The following is a 20,559-nucleotide window of genomic DNA, read 5'->3' on the forward strand; positions in this document are numbered from 1 at the left end:
AGAAGATCGGAGTGAAGGATATGCCTGTAGTCCAGCCATTACAACATCTATTATCTATGAAGGAACTGAGCCCGGCGCAGATATTCCAGCTTATCGAGAGGGCGGAGCGTCTGAATAAGCCCGGGGATCGTCCCTCTTACCATGGCAGGTTTGCTGCCAACCTTTTTTTAGAACCAAGCACACGGACCAAAGTAAGCTTCCAGATTGCTCAGCGAAAATCAGGGTTTGAGCTCATCGATCTGGAGGGGCGGGAGTCCAGCCTGACGAAGGGGGAAAGTCTCTATGACACGTTGAAAACACTCGAATCCCTTGGAGTCGAACTGGCAGTCGTCCGTCAGTCACAGACGGGTCTGCTTCAGCATTGTGCTTCACATTTGAATCTTACTCTGATCAACGGAGGAGATGGTTGTGGCGAGCATCCCACACAGAGTCTCCTGGACTTGTATACCATTTATGAACAGTTTCATAGTTTCAAAGGGCTGCGCATCTGTATCGCTGGTGATATTAAACACAGCCGGGTAGCCAGGTCGAATGCTGCCGCGCTTTCCCGCCTTGGAGCGGAGGTTTATTTTGTCAGTAAACCCGAATGGCAGGACGCAGCCATAGCGGATCATTACATTTCTATGGATGAAGCTGTCACAAACTGTGATGTACTGATGCTCCTGAGAATCCAGCATGAGCGGCATATCCATCGAGAAGACACGGCCACGTACCTTGAGCAGTACGGATTGACGAAAGAAAGGGAAGCGAGAATGGATGCGCACAGCATCATCCTTCATCCAGCTCCTGTCAATCGCGGAGTTGAAATCGATCGTGATCTTGTAGAGAGTGGTAAGTCAAGAATTTTCAGGCAGATGAGCAATGGAGTTGCTGTTAGGATGGCTGTTATGGATTCGTTAATGAAGGGGGAACTGTAAATGAAGGTAAAAGTAATCAATGCTCGTATGCTGCAAAGCGATGGAAAGATGGAATCCACAGAAATGGTGATGGAAAATGGGAGGATCCAGGAAATAGGGCAGAACCTTAACCAAACGGTGGTCGACCGTGTATGGGATGCGGAAGGTCTTTTCATCAGTCCCGGCTTTGTTGATGTACATGTCCATCTGCGCGAACCAGGTGGAGAAGCGAAGGAGACGATTGAAACTGGGACACAGGCAGCAGCGAAAGGTGGATTTACGACCATCTGCGCCATGCCGAATACCACCCCTGTCCCTGATGATGGGCAGACCCTGGATGAGCTCCAGCAGCGAATAAAAGAGACGGCCCATATCCGTGTCCTGCCTTATGCTTCCATCACAACCCGCCAGGTCGGCCGGGAACTTGTGGATATGAAAACACTGGCAGACAAAGGCGCCTTCGCCTTCACTGATGATGGGGTGGGAATTCAGGATGCGGGAATGATGCTGGAAGCCATGAAAGCTGCCTCAACGGCCGATAAAGCTGTAGTCGCTCATTGTGAGGACAATTCTCTTGTACATAAAGGGGTGTGTCATGAAGGGGATGTGAGTCAGCGTCTTTCGCTGCCGGGCATCATGTCAACGGCGGAATCTGTTCAGATTGCCAGAGATGTCCTGCTCGCTGAACAAACCGGCTGTCACTATCACATTTGTCATGTTTCCACCAAAGAATCCGTACGTATCATCCGCAACGCAAAAAAAGCGGGGATCCATGTAACGGCTGAAGTGACTCCCCACCATCTTGTCCTGAAGGAAGACGACATCATCGAGGATCATGGGTTTTATAAAATGAATCCACCGCTTCGCAGCAGAGAGGACCAACAAGCCCTTCTTGAAGGTTTAAAAGATGGCACGATCGACTTTATCGCTACAGACCATGCTCCACATACAGAAGAGGAAAAGCAGCAGGGCTTTTTAGACGCCCCCTTTGGGATTACAGGATTGGAAACGGCTTTCCCTCTACTATATACACACCTCGTTGAAGAAGGATTCTGCACTTTGAAGGAACTGGTGGATTGGATGACAGTAAAGCCGGCAGCCGTTTTCCATCTGCCTTACGGTACGCTTGCCCCTGGTGCTCCTGCAGATTTTACTATGATTGATTTAACCAGTGAAAGGGATGTGGTGCGGGAAACATTCCTTTCGAAAGGAAAAAACACGCCATTCAATGGCTGGACACTGAAAGGCTGGCCGGTGTTAACCGTAGTCAACGGAAATCTTGCGTGGGAGGAGAGTACACATGAAGCAGCTCGTACTTGAAGATGGAACAGTATTCAAAGGAGAAGGTTTTGGAAGCGAAAGGGAATCGATCGGCGAAATTGTTTTCAACACAGGAATGACAGGTTATCAAGAGGTCCTGTCCGATCCTTCCTACTGCGGTCAGATTGTGACTTTTACGTACCCGTTGATCGGAAACTACGGCATCAACCGTGACGATTTTGAAACGGTTCACCCCGCTGTGTTCGGAGTTGTTGTGAAGGAGCACTGTGCAAGGCCTTCAAACTTCCGCAGTGAGGAAACCCTGGATGCTTACCTTGAGGCAAGGAACATTCCCGGGATAAGCGGAGTAGATACGAGAAAACTGACCAAGATCATCCGCCGTTACGGTACGATGAAAGCGATGATTGCCTCCAGTGAGCGATCCCCCTCAGAAGTTATGAAAATGCTGGAGGATTCACCTTCTTACAACAACCAGGTGCAGCACGTATCCACTGTGAAACCGTACGTTGTACCCGGCCGAGGGAAAAGGATTGTTTTGATGGACTTTGGAATGAAGCATGGTATTTTAAGGGATTTTGCCAAGCGCAGCTGTCACGTCACAGTTGTCCCGTACCATACCAGTCATGAGGAGATCTTAAGGCTGAAACCGGACGGCGTTATGCTCTCCAATGGCCCGGGAGATCCGAAAAATGTCCCGGAGGCTGTGGAAACCGTACGGAACCTCATCGGGCGTGTTCCGGTTTTCGGCATCTGTCTCGGCCACCAGCTGATTGCTCTTGCAGGTGGCGCCGATACGATGAAAATGAAGTTCGGACATCGTGGGTCCAATCAGCCTGTGAAAGATCTTGAAACGAATCGAACTTTCATTACCTCACAGAACCATGGGTACACCGTAGCGTTGGAATCTCTTGAAGATACGGAATTGATGGCAACACAAGTATCTCTGAACGATGAGACAGTTGAAGGGCTGAAGCATCGCACACAGCCCGTTTTTAGTGTGCAGTATCACCCCGAAAGCTCACCGGGACCAGAAGATACAGCGTGGTTGTTTGACCACTTTCTTGAAAACATCGAACAGACGAACAAGCGTACAAAGGAGGAACCTCAATGCCTAAACGTACAGATATAAATAAAATCCTCGTCATCGGATCCGGTCCCATCGTCATCGGTCAGGCGGCTGAATTTGATTATTCCGGCACCCAGGCCTGTCAGTCTTTGAAAGAGGAAGGGTATGAGGTCATTCTGGCAAATTCCAATCCAGCTACGATCATGACGGATCATACGTTTGCGGATCAGGTCTATATGGAACCTTTGACTCTTGAATTTATGAAAAAGATTATCCGTAAGGAGCAGCCGGATGCCGTGCTTCCGACACTGGGAGGCCAGACAGGTCTGAACATGGCCGTCGAACTTCATGACTCAGGCATTCTCGATCACTACCAGGTGGAGCTGCTCGGTACACCGTTGGAAGCGATCCAGCGCGCGGAGGACCGGGAGAAGTTCCGCTCCCTCATGCACGAATTGGAGCACCCTGTTCCGGAAAGTGATATCGTCAGTACAGTGGATCAAGCGTTACGTTTTGCCGATCGTATCGGCTATCCAGTCATCGTCCGTCCAGCTTATACGATGGGCGGAGCCGGTGGAGGGATTTGTGATCATGAAGAGCAGCTGAGGGAAACGGTGAGAAGCGGACTGTCACTAAGCCCCGTCTCCCAATGTCTCGTCGAGAAAAACATCGCCGGATTCAAGGAAATTGAATACGAAGTGATGCGGGACAGTACAGAAAATAAAATTGTCGTCTGTAACATGGAAAACTTTGATCCAGTCGGAATACACACGGGTGATTCCATTGTAACCGCCCCATCTCAAACACTTAGTGACAGAGAATATCAGATGCTTCGAAACGTGTCTTTGGAAATTATCGAAGCTTTGAAGATTGAGGGAGGCTGCAACGTGCAGCTGGCTCTCGATCCCGGCAGCTTCCAGTACTATGTGATTGAAGTGAATCCAAGAGTCAGCCGTTCCTCCGCGCTTGCTTCAAAAGCGACGGGTTACCCTATCGCAAAAATTGCTGCGAAAATTGCAGTAGGGATGACGCTGGATGAGATTCAAAATCCGATTACAGGAACCACATATGCCTGCTTTGAACCTGCGCTGGATTATGTCGTATCCAAAATTCCCCGTTGGCCGTTCGATAAATTCGCCAAGGGAAACCGCGTTCTGGGCACACAGATGAAAGCGACAGGCGAAGTGATGAGCATCGGCAGGACTTGGGAAGAGTCCTTGTTGAAAGGCATCCGCTCGCTTGAAGGGGGGACGGAAGAACTGCGTCTGGCCCACGCGTCCCGTTTAACCGCAGAGGAATTGAACGAACGGATTGTGAAAGCGGACGACGAACGGATTTTCTTAATTGCCGAAGCTTTCCGGCGGGGCTTTTCTATAGAGGAACTTCACGAAAAAACAGCGATTGATGAGTTTTTCCTTTATAAATTGGAGCAGATCATCCTTCTGGAACAGCAGCTTGAAACAGAGGGAGTGTCTGCTTCTCTCCTAAGGAAAGTGAAACAGCTGGGGATGTCCGACCAGCAGATTTCCCGTGCAGCAGGAGTCTCGGTCGATGAAGTCCGACAGAAGCGGAAGAGTATGAATATTGAACCAGTCTATAAAATGGTAGATACGTGCGCAGGGGAATTCGCATCCGAAACGCCGTACTTTTACAGCAGCTATGAAGAGGAAAATGAATCCCTTCCCTCATCAAGGAAAAAAGTGCTCGTCATTGGATCCGGCCCGATTCGAATTGGTCAGGGGGTCGAGTTTGATTATGCTACGGTGCACTCGGTGCTTGCGTTGAAAGATATGGGCTATGAAGCGATTATTATGAACAACAATCCGGAGACGGTTTCCACTGACTTCAGTGTCTCCGATAAATTGTACTTCGAACCTTTGACCCTTGAAGATGTTCTCAATGTCACCGACCTTGAAAATCCTGAAGGCGTAATCGTTCAATTCGGTGGACAGACAGCGATAAATCTAGTAGAAGGGCTGAGCCGGCATGGCATCCCGATCCTTGGAACAACGATGGAAGCCATCCATGAAACAGAAGACCGCGACTTGTTTGAAAAGCTGCTCAACCGTCTGAATGTACCGAAACCGGGAGGAGAAAGTGTGGCTGGTGAAGCAGAAGCTGCAGCCGCAGCTGAGAAAATCGGTTATCCCATTGTCGTCCGCCCATCCTATGTCCTCGGTGGGAGAGCGATGGCCATCGTGTATTCGCGTGAAGAACTGGCTTCCTATCTGGATGCCAATGCTTTTGTTCATAACGGCCACCCCATTTTGATCGATAAGTATATGACAGGGATGGAAGTGGAAGTAGATGCCATTACAGACGGTGAGGATGTGTTCGTACCCGGTGTTATGGAACATATTGAACGTGCCGGTGTCCACTCAGGTGACTCCATGGCTGTCTACCCACCCCGGCGGTTGACTCCTGCGCTTGAAAAGCAGTGTCTGGACATCACAGCTGATATCGCAAAAGAATTGAAGATGAAGGGTCTCGTCAATATCCAGTTCGTCATTTCAGATGGGACCGCTTATGTGTTGGAAGTTAATCCTAGAGCGAGCCGGACCGTTCCTTTTCTCAGCAAAATAACCGGTGTTCCGATGGCCGGGCTGGCAACGAAAGTGCTGATGGGGGGGAAATTGACCGACCATGGCTACAGCACGGGAACGGCCCGCAAGCCGAAAGGGGTCTATGTGAAAGTGCCGGTGTTCTCCTTTGAAAAATTAAGAAGTGTCGATACGACGCTTGGACCTGAAATGAAATCGACAGGGGAAGTCATCGGGTATGATGAAACGCTGGAGAAAGCCTTATACAAAGGCATGATATCCTCTGGATTAAAAATACCCGTCCAAGGATCTGTCCTTTTAACGGTTGCTGATAAGGATAAGGAAGAAATGGTGCGCATCGCCCGGACCTTTGATGAACTCGGTTTCCGTTTGTTTGCCACAGAAGGCACGTCAACCGTAATTGCCCAGGAAGGTCTTCCTGTAGAAGCGGTCGGTAAAGTTGGTTCGGCAGAGAGGGATGTGCTGGACCTTATTCAGAACGGTGAAGTTCAATTTGTCATCAATACGTTGAACAAAGGGATGCGTGCAAGGTCTGACGGGTTCAGAATCCGCCGGGAAGCTGTGGAAAACGGCATTGCTTGTCTGACGAGCCTTGATACGGCAACGGCTATCGTTGAAGTCATTAACGCCATGTCTTTTTCGGCAAGAGCCATTACTCCGATGGAAGGGGTGGGGCAGTGATCAGAGAAGATCTGACGGTTGTGGATCATACGCTGGTTGCCGAAGATACGTACCAATTAATTCTTTGCGGGCGTATGGTGCATGACATCAAGCAGCCTGGACAATTTGTTCACATTCGGACAAGTGCGGACGAATATTTACGTAGGCCGGTATCCATCTCGGATTACAATATAGATGAGGAAACAATCACCCTGTTGTACAAAGTGATTGGAAAAGGAACAAAAGCTCTTACAGCCTATCAGATAGGTGATTCTCTTGATGTGCTTGGTCCCGGAGGCAGAGGTTTTCCTGTAAAGGCTCTGCCTGGAGAGAGTGTCCTTCTGACAGGGGGAGGCATCGGTGTTCCCCCTCTATACCGGCTGGCACGTGAGTTGTATGAAAAAGGAGCGGACCTTACTATTATTCTCGGATTTCAATCCATCCGTCACGCTTTTTTGAAGACTGAATTTCAACAATATGGGAAAGTCCACATTATGACAGATGACGGAACCTCCGGAAATAAAGGGTTTGTAACAGACGGGATTGCCGGAATGTCTGGTTCGTTTGACCGCTATTATACGTGCGGACCTACGCCCATGCTGAAAGCAGTGGTCAACCAGCTCGGTGATACAGAAGGATATATTTCCATGGAGGAACGGATGGGATGCGGGATCGGCGCTTGTTTTGCCTGTGTAGTGCCTTCCCATGATGAAAAAGGCTACAAGCGAATCTGCTGTGACGGTCCGGTCTTTCACCATAAGGAGGTTGTGCTTTCATGAATACGATGATTCAACTGCCTGGCCTATCTTTGAAAAATCCGATTATGCCGGCTTCCGGATGCTTTGGTTTTGGTCGTGAATATGCCCGCTTTTACCCGCTCGCTGAACTCGGGGCTGTCATCATGAAGGCTGCCACCGGTGAAAAGAGATATGGCAATCCAACTCCGCGGGTAGCAGAATCAACGGGAGGGATGCTCAATGCCATTGGTCTTCAAAATCCAGGGGTCGAGTCGATCATTCAGGATGAAATCCCATTTCTAAAGGCCCAGCAGGTACCGATCATAGCAAATGTCGCCGGCAGTACGGTAGAGGAATATGTGGAAGTAGCAGAAAAAATCTCTGTTCATGTTGATGCTCTCGAACTGAATATCTCCTGTCCGAATGTCAAGGAGGGCGGCGTTCAGTTCGGAATGGATCCAGTGCTTGCGGAGGATGTTACACGCAGAGTTGTTCAAGTAAGCCGTGTTCCGGTATATGTGAAGTTGTCGCCGAATGTAAGCGACATCGTCGTCATGGCCAAAGCGGCTGAAAGGGGAGGAGCCTCCGGCCTGTCTATGATCAATACGCTGACCGCTATGCGCATCGATCCATCCTCGCGGAAACCTGTTTTATCGAACGGGACCGGAGGATTGTCCGGAGCTGCCCTGAAGCCTGTCAGTATCCGGATGATCCATCAAGTTTATCCCGAAGTCGGTATCCCCATTATCGGAATGGGAGGGATTGAAACGGCAGCCGATATTGTCGAGTACCTGTTGGCAGGAGCGAGCGCGGTGGCTGTAGGCAGTGCGAACTTTAAAAACCCACTCATATGCAGCGAACTCGTGGAACAACTGCCGGAGACGTTACACCATTATGGATTTCAATCTGTAGAAGAAGCTGTAGGAGGTGCGCATCGTGAAAGAGTTGAAGCCGGTCTACTTCGCCCTTGATTTCCCCTCAGGCCGCGAAGCGTTTGATTTTTTGATGGAACATCATCTGGAAGGTGTTCCAGTTAAAGTAGGCATGGAGCTTTTTTATAAAGAAGGCGCCCCGTTCATTGCCGAACTGAAAAGACGGAACCACGCAGTTTTCCTGGATTTAAAGCTTCATGATATACCGGAAACCGTCCGCCGGGCGATGAAAAACCTTGCCGGTCTCGGTGTAGATATCGTTACGATTCATGCGTCCGGCGGCAGCCAAATGATTGAAGCTGCCCGGAAGGGGTTGAGCGAAGGGGCAGATGGAAAAACACCTCTTTTATTTGCCGTCACTGTCCTTACTTCCATGGACGAATGGTCATTGAGCAGGGAATGGAAGGTAGAAGGATCAACGAAAGACATGGTCCTTCATTACAGCCTCTTAGCGAAAGAACATGGGGCGGATGGAGTCGTATGTTCTGTTCATGAAGCATCCTTGGTCAAAAAAGAAGCAGGGCTTCTTACGTTGACCCCGGGGATCAGGCTCCCGGGAGGGCACGTGCACGATCAAAAACGGACAGCCACTCCTGCAAAAGCCGCTATGGAGGGAAGTGATGCCATCGTCGTTGGCAGACCTATCCGGAACAGCGGTGAACCTGAGGATACATATCAAACCATCAAGGGGGAATTTCTGCATGGAAAAAAATCAGTTGATTCATAAACTGCTGGATATCGGTGCTGTCAAAATGTACGAGGAGGATTACTTCACATGGACCTCGGGCATCCAATCCCCGATTTATTGTGACAACCGTTTGACGATGTCTTATCCCTCCGTGCGTTCGGCGGTCGCAGAGGCGTTTGTGGACATGATCCGGAAACTGCCGGGAGAGGTGGATGGAATAGCCGGATGCGCCACAGCCGGTATTCCGCATGCAGCATGGGCAGCCGATCGTCTAAATCTTCCGATGGTGTATGTGCGCGGGACCGCCAAAAAACACGGGCGCAGAAATCAGATTGAAGGAGTGGTTACCAAAGGCAGCCGTGTAGTCGTCATTGAGGATTTGATTTCCACTGGGAAGTCGTCCATACAAGCTGCAGATGCCCTGCGGGAAGCAGGTGTGGAAGTGGCAGGGATTTTATCCATTTTCACCTACGGCCTGGCGGAAGCGAAGCAGGCGTTTAAGGAAAAGGAGTACCATATTCAATCGATTGCCAGCTATGATGATCTACTGGATGAGCTGTACCAACAGGAAGAACTGGATGACCTTCAGCTGGAGAAACTGAGAGTGTGGAGGGAAGACCCTTACGTTTTTACAAATTCTTAAATGAGGGAAGAGTTGCTATTTTCATCTTGTCCTTGTACCATTAATACAACACAACGTATTGGTGATGACGATGAAATCTAACAAACATTCCTTTTTTATTCTCATGAATGCCTCCCTCGGACTATTAACCTGCTTCGTTTATTTATACACGTGGGTCGCTTTTTCCTTTATGGAATCCATGCTGTCATGGGAACCCCTGCTCAGTCTGGCAGGGTCGCTGACGATATTTATATTATGGAATATGTACATGTTGAAAAAGGAAGCGAAAAGATACTGGGCCCAGGCGGTTTTTTCTTATGTGGCCTCAATTGCCGTTTTTGCTTATTTTTTAACTTGAAGCTGCGATGCCGATCGCAGCTTTTTTCGTCCGGGGCTTTTGATGGAATGTTCTTACAATAGAAAACGTCAGGACGTGAGAGTTGTCCTGACACTTAAAAATCGATAAGATAAATGACTATACATACGAAAGAGGGGAGCATCAATAAATGAAAGATTTAGTCAAACAGTCCTACTGGCTGCGGCGTCTGCTCGCCTCTGATCCGGGCAGGCGGAGACTGGCCCAGGCGGGGAAAGCTACGCTGAGTTTGATTTCATCGGTTTTTACAACGATGTTGATCATGAACGTCTTTGCCATCGATCCGCTTTTTCCTGCGATCATCTCCGGGATTGCCGGTCTGATGGGCATTATGATTGTTATGGATGATACAAAAAGAAAAAAACAGGTGACAACCCTTCTCCTGGGAGTGGCTGCATGTTCAGGGGTGACGCTTGGGTCCTTGACTGCTTCAAGCCCCGTCCTGGTAAGTATCCTGATGATTGCTTCGATAGGTGCAGCTTTTTATTTTTCGCAGCATGGAAGCCGGTATTTTTCTCTTGGAATGATTGGGTTCTTCACAATTTATTTCTCCTCATTTCTTCAGCTGTCACCGTCCCAGTTTCCCTGGTTTTACCTCGCAGTAGGTATCGGCATTCTTTATGCCTTTCTTTACAATTTCTTCCTATTTGAAGATACAAGGCAGATGCTGCGGAGAAGCACGGTTTCCTTCCACAGGCAGGCAAACTTGACGTTCGACCTGCTTATTGAGGTGATTAAAGACCCCGAACTCCAGCCGTCCCGGTTGAAGAAGCTGGGCAGCAACGTGAGTAAATTAAGAATTTACGCCAACCAGGTCGCCGCTGATCTACACCAGCAGGACAGTACAGAAATCTGGCCGGGGCTTCAATCCGGCCGGCTGCGATTATATATTTTCGATACGACCATGTTTGTTATGACGCTTTCGGAAAGCCTGCAGAAATTGAAGGAAGACGAGGCATTGGATTTGAAGGAGCTGCGCTATCTTCTCGTCGATCTGCTTTTGACGTTGAAAGATGCCGATGTGCTTGACCCACAGCCGGAAATGAAGAGTCTTCAGGAGGCTGAGAAAGTGGTCGCAGGTATCCGGCATCAGCTTGATCACTGGATGATGAATGCAACCGATCTCCCTGATGGACGGCTTTATTTGATCAGAAGAATTGAAACAATGGCTTCCCACGTGACAGAAGGCGCCTCGGAAGTGCAGCGGGATATTCACTTCAATGAAGCAGTGGAACATCCACCGGCAGCAGATGAAGAGGCGGTGGATGAGAAGGAAGCGGGGCCTGCCGGACTGAAACCTGCTGAGAAAAAAGCCGTGCAGGCGTTGATTGCAGGAAGCATAGCTATTGTTACGGGCTATATCATTTCTCCGATTCAGCCGTACTGGGTCCTGTTGACCGCTTTTATTATCCAGCTCGGTACAGAAACCGTCGGCAGGACGTACTTAAAAGCTTTTGAGCGTTCCGTCGGTACATTCTTCGGTGCTTTCTTCGGTTTTCTCGCTGCTTTGTGGCTCTCCGGCCACCCTTACCTTGAGGTTGTCCTATTGTTTCTGGTTATTTTTACAGCTTTTTACTTTCTTACGGTTTCCTATACGGTGGCAAGCTTCTTTATTACGATGATGATTGCCTTTATTTATGATCTGATTCTCGGTGGAGTTACGCCGGAGCTTCTTGGAGCGAGGGTCATTGACACAGTGGCCGGAGCTGCGATTGCTCTTGGTGTTTCTGCTTTCGTCTTTCCCACGAGTACTAAGGACAAGCTTTCCGAGGCCTTTCGTGAATATTTTACACAAATGTCTCAATTAATCAGCCAGTATTTAACCAACATCAAGGGTACGAAAGGAGTTAAAGGTCTTGCGCAGCAGGCCTTGGATCTGGATGCGAAAATGCAGGAAATTGAGGAAGAATCCAAGCCTGCTGTACAGGATCCTATTTTCCGAGGGGACAAAAACCTTACAGCCGTGCTGACCGTGATTACAGCCGTCAATTATTATGCCAAGCACCTTGTCGCCTCTCCATACCCCAAATACACGAATCACAGTCATGAAACACTGGAACTTCTAACAGCGGTTCAGGATAAACTGGAAAAGAATCTGCAAGGTTTGATCCATCAAATCGAAACAGGAAATCATTCCGATCCGGTTTACGACCTGCTGGAGGAAAGGGAGCAGGTGGAGTTGAAAGTGCAGCCGGGAACAGAGGATAAGGAAAATCTGCTCCATCACCTTTATTACATCTGGAAAATCAACCGTTCCATTACGATTCTCAGGGACAGGCTTGATCATATGAGGAAAAGATAACCGTCTGGTTTGAGTCCAGGCGGTTTTTTTATAGAAAGCTCTGTTAAAGTCTGTTGTTGTTATTTTAAACGATTACTAAATCGTCTCCGTCTGGAATCAGGGGTCCGGTCCGTTGTTTACTCAGAGCATGGGATGGCAGGGAAAACCGTCCGCTTTCCGAGGGGAACGATGAGCCTCCTCGAACTTCGTTCTCCGGGGTCTTCCCTTGTTCCTTTTTCCCGCAGGAGTCTACCTGTTTTCCCTGCCATCCCTTTCGTAGTGGTGTAACGGACTTCGGTTATGTCCTTTCTAACTACCCTACTTTGAAGAGGCGGCCTTGGGAATGGCGGGACTCCTGTGGGATGAAGGTACATCGTGAGACCCCGGAAGGCGCTGCCTGAGGATGCTCACGGTACCCCACGGAAAGGGAGTCATTCCCAAGGCCGCCTCCTACAAACCCCATGAGAGAAAGGGGTGATAGGAGCTCACATGTTAAATAACAACACCAAGCAATAACAGAGCCTTATAGAAAAAAGCTGCCGAGAAATTTTCTCGACAGCTTTCCCGACGCGTGTACGCCGGCGTTTTGTCATGGGAACTCTGACTATTGCTCTTCAACGGCCATCAAAAGATCTGCCCGCTTTAGAGATCGTTACGCGTTCTTCACCACTGCTGGGCTGGACCGCGTCCCGGCTCTTCTTTGGGTTGCGTTTTGATTTTGAGTTCTTTGGCATGACTGCAGCCTCCTCTACTAAGATCAAGGTGCTCTCTTAGTATGGCTGCCTGTTCCTGTTTTATTCCTCTGCCTGTTTTTTCATCATCCGGACATAGGAGGCATCCGGAGTTACAAACAGGGTCTGCTGATGATCATAGGTAACGAAACCGGGTTTTGCTCCGGACGGTTTTTTCACATGCCTGATTTGTGTGTAGTCAACAGGCACGGAGGACGACCGGCTCGATTTACTGAAGTTTGCCGCCAGCTGGGCGGCTTCAAGCAGTGTGTCTTCACTTGGGTTCTCATCTTTAATGACTACGTGGGAACCCGGAATATCTTTGGCGTGCAGCCAGATATCAGATTTACCTGCCATCCGGTTGGTTAAATATTCATTCTGTTTATTGTTGCGCCCGACATAGATCATCGTCCCGTCACTGGATCGGAAGGTTTCCGGGGACGGTTTTTTAGGCTGGTTTTTCTTACGCCCCGGGGAGGCGTTCTTTTTCTTCATATAGCCTTGTTCCCGGAGTTCCTCCCGGATTTCTTCAATATCTTCTTCCCTGGCTGTTTCGACTTGTTGAATCAAACGTTCGAAGTAGGTGATTTCAATGTCCGCTTTTTCAATTTCCTTTTGAACCACCTGCTTGGACTTCTTCAATTTCTGGTACGTCTGGAAGTAAGACTGGGCGTTTTCACTTGGGGTTTTATTCGGATTCAGCTCGATTGACATTTCCTTTTGGTCAGGATCGTAGTAATCAACGACCGTTACACTTTCGTCTCCATTATTAACGAGGTGCATATGAGCGGTCAGCAGTTCGCCGAGCTTTTGATAATCCCCGGCTGCTTCAGACTTTTTCAAGGTATCTTCGTGTTTTTTGATTTTCCTCTGGTTTTTGTCGCGTTCATTTTTCAGAAAGCGGAATAAATCACCAGCCTGCTGTTTGACACGATCCCTTTCGGCTTTCCCTGAATAAAAAGCGTCCAGCATGTCACTCACCGTAGAGAAAGTTTCTCTTTCTTCTCCAAAGGCCTTCAGCGGCAGTACATAAAATTGTTCTTTGTCCCCGCGTTTCACCTGTGGTTCATACGAGTGATCCAGTATTCGGTTCCGTACTTCCTCATAAGCAGCTTCGTATCCTGAGGGTCCGTTCATTCCTGCTTTTTCTGCGATCTCCTTTGTAATCATGGGGGAAAAGCCCATGACAATGGAGAGAATCTGTTTGTCCAGGCGGCCCGCATTAAAATCCATTTTTTTAAGGAGTTGGGCCGGTTCGAGTTCCAACGGGCTTATTTTGCCCTGCTCCGGCGGCCGTTTATAGGGCTGGCCCGGCATAATCGTCCTGTGCCGGTTCTGGGAAGGGGGAAGGTGCTTGATGCTGTCCAGAATATGCCCCTCCTGTTCGTCGACAAGAAGAATATTGGAGTGTTTCCCCATCACCTCAATGATCAAGGTTTTATACGTTTCGTCGCCGATTTCATTCCGTGTGCGGATATGGATCTTGACAATCCTCTCCATATCCACCTGTTCAATTTTCTCTATAAATCCTCCTACAAGATGCTTGCGCAGGAGCATACAGAGCATCGGCGGTTCTTTTGGATTGTGGTATTGATCATTGGTTAAATGAAACCGTGCATAGGATGGATGAGCGGATAATAGAAGCGTATATTTCGTCCGCTGGGAGCGGACAGTGAATACAAGCTCTGTATCCGTGGGTTGATAAATTTTCATGATTCGTCCGGACTGAAGAACATTGTTCAGCTCATTTGTCGCCGCCCGGGTTACAATTCCGTCGAAAGACATAGTCTCTTCACCTCTCTAAAAGGTCATTATAGCATGATTTGACGCCGGATTTCTAAAGAATCATACCAGTCGCTCTGAAAGAGGAAGTTTGGTAAACTAGACAGTATCAATGAAGAAGCGGCAGGTGAAGGAGATATGGCTGACAGTATGACCGGATATGGACGGGAAATATCAGAGCAGGAGGGAACACGGATCGTGGTGGAAGTCAGATCCGTGAATCATCGGTTTCTTGATGTTCATATGCACCTTCCTTCCTCTTTGTTATTTATGGAGGACCCGGTGAGGAAACTTGTTAAAGAAGCCCTGCACCGCGGGCGGGTCGATGTGTACATAACGATGGACGGCGGCGGCCTGCAGAAAAACGTCGAGGTGGACTGGGCAGCAGCGGAGCAGTACATTCAGGCGTTGGAAGATATGAAGAGCCGGTTTCATTTGACGGGTGATATAACTATTGATATGGTATCCAAGTTAGAGAATGTCTTCGTTACTAAGGAATCGGATGACATCCCGGATTCTTTTCAACAAAAGCTGAAGACGTCGGTGGAACAGGCTCTGCGGCAGCTGAAGGACATGAGGGGACGGGAAGGAAAGCAGCTTTCAAAGGACCTCCTATCCAGACTCAAGGCTGTCGTCTGCTGGCTTGACATGATGGACCAGCGCCGCCCTGAAGTGATAAACGAATACAAAGCGAGAATACGCGCCCGAATTGAAGATTACGCTGCACAGCCCCTTTCCCAGGATGAACCAAGAATTCTCCAGGAAGTGGCCCTTATGGCTGAAAAAGGGGATGTCACCGAAGAGTTCACACGGATGCATTCCCATCTTCAACAGTTTGAGAAGGCTCTGGACCAGCACGGATCCGTCGGGAGACGTCTGGATTTCATCCTTCAGGAAATGCACCGGGAAGTGAACACGATGGGGTCAAAATCCAATGACACCCTCCTGATGGAGTATGTACTTAACGTGAAGGGTGAATTGGAAAAAATGAAGGAACAAGTGCAAAATATCGAATAACAATTGTGTTCTGTACGGTTTTTTTCATATAATAGAGTTAATGATTAAGTGCTTGGCCATAAGAAGGAGGAGTCAGCTTTGAGTTTAAAATTGATCAATATCGGGTTCGGGAACGTTGTGTCTGCAAATCGAATCATTTCCATCGTTTCACCGGAATCCGCTCCAATCAAACGTATCATTACTGTCGCCCGTGACAATAATAAATTAGTAGATGCTACATATGGCCGCCGTACACGTGCGGTCATTATCACAGATAGTGATCATGTCGTTCTGTCTGCTGTTCAGCCGGAAACCGTCGGCCAGCGTGTAATCAGTAATGATGAGATTTCAGATGAAAACTAGGAGGACTATTTGCAGTGATTGAACAGAAAGGTATACTATTTATACTTTCCGGCCCATCAGGTGTCGGAAAAGGAACTGTACGGAAGGCTCTGTTCGAGCAGTCGACAGACCTGCGATATTCCATTTCCATGACGACGCGTGCCCCGCGTGAAGGGGAAGTGGATGGTGTCGATTATTTCTTTAAAAGCAGAGATGAATTTGAAAAGCTGATCACAGAAGGACAGCTGATTGAACATGCCGAATATGTGGGCAACTATTACGGCACGCCGAGACATTATGTGGAAGAGACGTTGAACCAGGGGAAGGATGTATTCCTTGAAATTGAGGTTCAGGGCGCATTGAAAGTCCGCGAAAACTTCCCGGAAGGTGTGTTCGTATTTTTAATTCCTCCTTCTCTTGAAGAATTAAAAGACCGAATCGTAAGCCGGGGTACCGAAACAGAGGAAAAGGTGAAAAACCGTCTGCTGGCGGCTAAAGAAGAAATTGATATGATGGATGCCTACGATTATGTCGTTGTCAACGATCAGATTAATCACGCCGTTCAGAAGGTCCAGTCCATCGTAGCCAGTGAACACTGCAAACGTGAGCGCGTGGCCCATCAATACAAAAAAGCATTGGAGGAAAATTAATTATGATGTTAGAACCATCCATTGATTCCCTGCAGAAGCAGATCAAATCAAAATATACACTTGTCACACTATCAGCACGAAGAGCCCGCGAACTGAAGCAGGGAAGTGCTCCTATGGTCGAAAACCCAACCTCTCATCAGCAGGTTGGTGTAGCTCTGGAGGAAATCCGCGACGGGAAATTGAACTATATTGAAGCGGAAGAGATCCAGGAAAGAACGGAAACCACATAATAGCATTGTTCCCGGAACAACGTAGGAAAAGCCGCGCATCTGTCTGACGATCAGCGCGGCTTTTCCTACGTATTTTATCGTAAGATTTTCACAGGCAGGGAGGTCCATCACATGTTAAAAGATAAAAAGATTGTCCTGGGCGTATCAGGAGGAATAGCTGCATACAAAGCGGCGGCCCTGACAAGTAAGCTTGTCCAGGCAGGAGCCTTCGTCAAAGTCATTATGACAGAGAGCGCAAGAAATTTCGTCGCTCCGACGACCTTTCAGGCACTGTCCAGACAGCCGGTCTATACCGATACGTTTGATGAACAGGACGCCACACAGATCCAGCACATCGATGTTGCCGACTGGGCCGATTTATTCCTGATTGCGCCCGCTACAGCCAATACGATTGGCAAGCTTGCCGGCGGGCTGGCGGATGATATGCTGTCAACGACACTGCTTGCGACCGAGGCTCCCGTGTACATTGCACCGGCGATGAATGTGCACATGTACAGCCACCCGGCCGTCATAAACAACATGAAACAGCTGGATGAATGGGGCTTTCGTTTTATTGAGCCTGGTGAAGGGTATCTGGCCTGCGGATATGTCGGGAAAGGAAGGCTGGAAGAACCGGAGAGCATCGTTAAAGTACTGGAAGATGAGTATCGGAAAACCGAGTGGTTGAAAGGCAGAAGGGTCCTGATTACAGCAGGACCAACGCAGGAGAAAATTGATCCGGTCCGGTATTTCACGAATCCTTCGACCGGAAAAATGGGGTTTGCTCTTGCGCGGCAGGCGGCTCGAAGCGGTGCTGATGTCACCCTGATCACCGGACCTGTCTCCCTTCATACGCCAAAAGGGGTGGAGCGCATTGATGTAGTCTCTGCTCAGGAGATGTATGAAGAAGTGCTGAAGCATTATCCAGCGGCCGATCTTGTGATCAAATCCGCCGCTGTCGCCGATTACAGGCCAAAGGAAACCTTTGAACACAAAATGAAAAAATCCCCGGGAGGATATGCGGTTCAAATGGAGCGCACACACGACATCCTGCAGGAGCTCGGTACACGGAAGGAACATCAGTATCTGATCGGCTTTGCCGCCGAGACGAATGATCCTGAGCGTTACGGAAGAGAGAAGCTGGAGAAAAAGAACCTGGATGCCATAGTGATCAACAATGTGGCCGAGGAAGGGTCCGGCTTTGGTACGGATACGAATGCCTCCCTTTTCATTCAGAAAAGTGGTCGTGAAAAAATCTATCCCATGATGACGAAGGATCAGCTGGCAGAAGAAATCCTAAAGGAAGCCTCTCAGGAGATGACGGGGCGTGACCGCACGTGATTGCCAATGTCATTGTGGACGTAGCCTCACAGAATACCAACAGACCCTTTGATTATGAAATCCCTGAAAAATTTGAAGGAATTGTACAGCCCGGGGTCAGAGTCATCGTCCCCTTCGGACCGAGGAAAATTCTCGGCTATGTGATCGCCTTGTCAGAAACGTCCAGCTTCCCCTCCGTGAAAAAAATCACTGATGTACTGGATGTCATTCCGACGTTGACGGAAGAACTGCTTCACCTTGGGAAATGGCTGTCCAATTATACGTTGAGTTATTATATATCCTGTCTACAGGTCATGCTGCCGCAGGTTATGAAAGCCAAATATAGAAAAGAGCTGTGGAAACTCTCGGATGAACCGCTGGATTCAGCCCTGGATGCTGTGTTTGATGGGCGGGGCGTCATGGATTTTGAAGAGTTCGAACAGTCCGGTGTCAGTTACCATATCCTTAGAAAACATATGAACGAAGGCGAAGTGGATGTTCACTATGAAGTAAAGAGCAGGGAAACGAAAAAGCTGAAGGCTGTGGTTGCGCCGGCTGTTTCTCCTATCGATATGGAAGAAAAGCTGGAAGACCTCCCGCCACAGGCAAAAAAACAGCGGGCCATCGTTGAATATTTCCTTCAGCATCCAGAGCCACTGGACAAAAAGCGTTTGCTGGGTAACCTTCAAACTACTCCTGCTGCGTTGAAGCCTCTTGTGGAGCAGAACGTGCTCAAAGAGTATAAACAGGAAGTCTTCCGCGATCCGTACGGAGGACGGGAATTTAAACGAACGACGCCTTTTGAACTAACCGAAGAGCAGGAAACCGCCATCCGGCCGATTCTTTCAACCATCGAAAAACAGGAGCACGACGTGTTTCTCCTTCACGGTGTAACGGGAAGCGGGAAGACGGAAGTATATATGCAGTCGATTCAGCAGGTGCTGGATAAAGGGGAGGAAGCCATTATGCTCGTCCCCGAAATTGCTTTAACCCCTCAGATGGTGGAGCGGTTTAAAGGACGTTTCGGCTCCAAGGTAGCCGTCCTTCACAGTGCTCTGTCAGCTGGAGAGAAATACGACGAATGGCGTAAGATTCAGCGTCAGGAAGTACAGGTCGTTGTAGGAGCCCGGTCCGCCATATTCGCCCCGTTTACGAATCTTGGGCTGATCATTATTGATGAAGAGCATGAGACGAGCTATAAGCAGGAAGACAGGACGAGGTATCATGCCCGCGATGTCGCTGTCCAGCGCGCGAAAACACACAACTGTCCAGTCGTTCTGGGAAGTGCGACCCCGTCACTGGAAACGTATGCGCGGGCTGCGAAAGGCAACTATCAGCTGCTGACACTAAGCAAACGGATGAATGAGGCTGTGATGCCTGAGGTGGAGCTTGTGGATATGAGAGAAGAGCTTCACAGCGGGAACCGATCCATGTTCTCGATTCCATTAAAGGAAAAAATCGAAGAGCGGCTGGCTAGGAAAGAACAAGTCGTGCTGTTTCTTAACCGACGGGGATATTCCACGTTTGTCATGTGCAGGGACTGCGGCCATGTAAGCGAATGCCCGCACTGTGATATTGCATTGACTTATCACAAGCGGCAGAACCGCTTGAAATGCCACTACTGTTCTCATGAAGAGCCCATGCCGGAGAAGTGCCCGGAATGTGAAAGCAAAACGATCCGATACTTTGGTACAGGAACTCAAAAAGTCGAGGAAGCCCTGCAGGAACTGATTCCTGAGGCGCGGATCATCCGGATGGATGTTGATACAACGAGGAAGAAAGGCGCTCACGAAAGACTGCTTACACAGTTTGGCGAGGGAAAAGCGGATATCCTGATTGGAACACAGATGATCGCCAAAGGACTCGATTTCGGGAATGTCACACTTGTCGGTGTGCTGGCTGCGGATGCGATGCTGAACCTGCCGGATTTCCGTGCCTCCGAAAAGACCTTTCAGCTGCTGACCCAGGTGAGCGGACGGGCCGGACGCCATGAGAAAAGCGGGGAAGTGGTTGTCCAGACGTATACACCGGAACATTACAGTATAGAGCTTGCGAGTACGTACGACTATGAACAGTTTTTCCAGGAGGAAATGAAGCTTAGAAAAGCATTCCGGTATCCGCCTTACTATTATTTGACGTTGTTTACAATTTCGCATCCCAACCAGTTGAAAGCGGAGGAAGCCACCCGTAAGATTACGATGTTTATGCAGCAGAAGCTGTCCGAGCAGGCGCACGTACTGGGTCCAACCCCTTCTGCGCTGGCCAGGATCAATAATAGATATCGCTATCAATGCATGGTAAAATACAAGAAGGAACCCGAGCAGCGGAAGTTTGTCGAACGAATACTGCACTATTATGAAGATGAATTGAAACAGGAAGATGGTTTACAGATTACGGTTGATTTTCAGCCGTATCAGTTGATGTAGGAA

General features: G+C 48.9%; 16 protein-coding genes. 15 read left to right on the forward strand and 1 reads right to left on the reverse strand.

The features are described 5' to 3' along the window. The first annotated feature begins 20 nt into the window (after positions 1-20). From ACXAJH_RS01885 to ACXAJH_RS01925, 9 genes are all read left to right on the forward strand, one after another. Positions 21-917: an aspartate carbamoyltransferase catalytic subunit gene (locus ACXAJH_RS01885; RefSeq protein ID WP_474971502.1), complete on the forward strand. Its 897-nt coding sequence runs from the start codon at positions 21-23 to the stop codon at positions 915-917. After that, the gene (locus ACXAJH_RS01890; RefSeq protein WP_474971501.1) at positions 918-2,216 is read left to right on the forward strand and encodes a dihydroorotase; all 1,299 of its coding nucleotides are present in this window, start codon (positions 918-920) and stop codon (positions 2,214-2,216) included. Further along, positions 2,197-3,306: a carbamoyl phosphate synthase small subunit gene (locus ACXAJH_RS01895; protein WP_474968437.1), complete on the forward strand. Its 1,110-nt coding sequence runs from the start codon at positions 2,197-2,199 to the stop codon at positions 3,304-3,306. Before ACXAJH_RS01890 ends, ACXAJH_RS01895 begins: the two co-directional genes overlap by 20 nt. Then, positions 3,285-6,485 carry a carbamoyl-phosphate synthase large subunit gene (gene carB, locus ACXAJH_RS01900; protein WP_474992954.1) on the forward strand — a complete coding sequence of 1,067 codons (3,201 nt, stop codon included), beginning with the start codon at positions 3,285-3,287 and terminating at the stop codon, positions 6,483-6,485. Before ACXAJH_RS01895 ends, carB begins: the two co-directional genes overlap by 22 nt. Further along, positions 6,482-7,243, forward strand: a complete 762-nt coding sequence (locus tag ACXAJH_RS01905; protein ID WP_474968439.1) for a dihydroorotate dehydrogenase electron transfer subunit — start codon at positions 6,482-6,484, stop codon at positions 7,241-7,243. Before carB ends, ACXAJH_RS01905 begins: the two co-directional genes overlap by 4 nt. Continuing rightward, entirely contained in the window at positions 7,240-8,172 is a 933-nt protein-coding gene (locus ACXAJH_RS01910; RefSeq protein ID WP_474971499.1) for a dihydroorotate dehydrogenase, read from the forward strand. The genes ACXAJH_RS01905 and ACXAJH_RS01910 overlap by 4 nt, the downstream gene beginning before the upstream one ends. Next, on the forward strand, positions 8,138-8,860 hold the full coding sequence (gene pyrF, locus ACXAJH_RS01915) for an orotidine-5'-phosphate decarboxylase (RefSeq protein ID WP_474992956.1): 723 nt from the start codon (positions 8,138-8,140) through the stop codon (positions 8,858-8,860). Before ACXAJH_RS01910 ends, pyrF begins: the two co-directional genes overlap by 35 nt. Beyond that, positions 8,835-9,464, forward strand: coding sequence for an orotate phosphoribosyltransferase (gene pyrE / locus ACXAJH_RS01920; RefSeq protein ID WP_474992957.1), 630 nt, complete (start codon positions 8,835-8,837; stop codon positions 9,462-9,464). The genes pyrF and pyrE overlap by 26 nt, the downstream gene beginning before the upstream one ends. Before the next feature lie 485 nt (positions 9,465-9,949). Continuing rightward, complete coding sequence (locus tag ACXAJH_RS01925; protein ID WP_474968444.1) at positions 9,950-12,121, forward strand: FUSC family protein; 2,172 nt, start codon at positions 9,950-9,952, stop codon at positions 12,119-12,121. A 773-nt stretch (positions 12,122-12,894) separates the two neighbouring features. Here the strand turns inward: ACXAJH_RS01925 and ACXAJH_RS01930 are convergent. Beyond that, a complete protein-coding gene (locus ACXAJH_RS01930; protein WP_474992959.1) occupies positions 12,895-14,616 on the reverse strand; it encodes an Rqc2 family fibronectin-binding protein in 1,722 nt (573 codons plus the stop codon). A gap of 135 nt (positions 14,617-14,751) precedes the next feature. Here ACXAJH_RS01930 and ACXAJH_RS01935 point away from each other — a divergent pair, with 135 nt between their 5' ends. From ACXAJH_RS01935 to priA, 6 genes are all read left to right on the forward strand, one after another. Continuing rightward, positions 14,752-15,630: a YicC/YloC family endoribonuclease gene (locus tag ACXAJH_RS01935; RefSeq protein ID WP_474992961.1), complete on the forward strand. Its 879-nt coding sequence runs from the start codon at positions 14,752-14,754 to the stop codon at positions 15,628-15,630. 78 nt (positions 15,631-15,708) lie between these two features. Beyond that, positions 15,709-15,972 (forward strand): extracellular matrix/biofilm regulator RemA, encoded by a 264-nt coding sequence (gene remA / locus ACXAJH_RS01940; RefSeq protein ID WP_027954142.1) that lies wholly within the window; start codon positions 15,709-15,711, stop codon positions 15,970-15,972. A 14-nt stretch (positions 15,973-15,986) separates the two neighbouring features. Next, entirely contained in the window at positions 15,987-16,601 is a 615-nt protein-coding gene (gene gmk, locus ACXAJH_RS01945; protein WP_474968447.1) for a guanylate kinase, read from the forward strand. A 2-nt stretch (positions 16,602-16,603) separates the two neighbouring features. Then, on the forward strand, positions 16,604-16,831 hold the full coding sequence (gene rpoZ / locus ACXAJH_RS01950; protein WP_474968448.1) for a DNA-directed RNA polymerase subunit omega: 228 nt from the start codon (positions 16,604-16,606) through the stop codon (positions 16,829-16,831). A gap of 111 nt (positions 16,832-16,942) precedes the next feature. Continuing rightward, a complete protein-coding gene (gene coaBC / locus ACXAJH_RS01955; RefSeq protein WP_474968449.1) occupies positions 16,943-18,151 on the forward strand; it encodes a bifunctional phosphopantothenoylcysteine decarboxylase/phosphopantothenate--cysteine ligase CoaBC in 1,209 nt (402 codons plus the stop codon). After that, positions 18,148-20,556: a primosomal protein N' gene (gene priA / locus ACXAJH_RS01960; protein WP_474992963.1), complete on the forward strand. Its 2,409-nt coding sequence runs from the start codon at positions 18,148-18,150 to the stop codon at positions 20,554-20,556. The genes coaBC and priA overlap by 4 nt, the downstream gene beginning before the upstream one ends. The last annotated feature ends 3 nt before the right edge of the window (positions 20,557-20,559 follow it).

The sequence above is a fragment of the Halobacillus sp. ABD4_316 genome, from assembly GCF_056161385.1.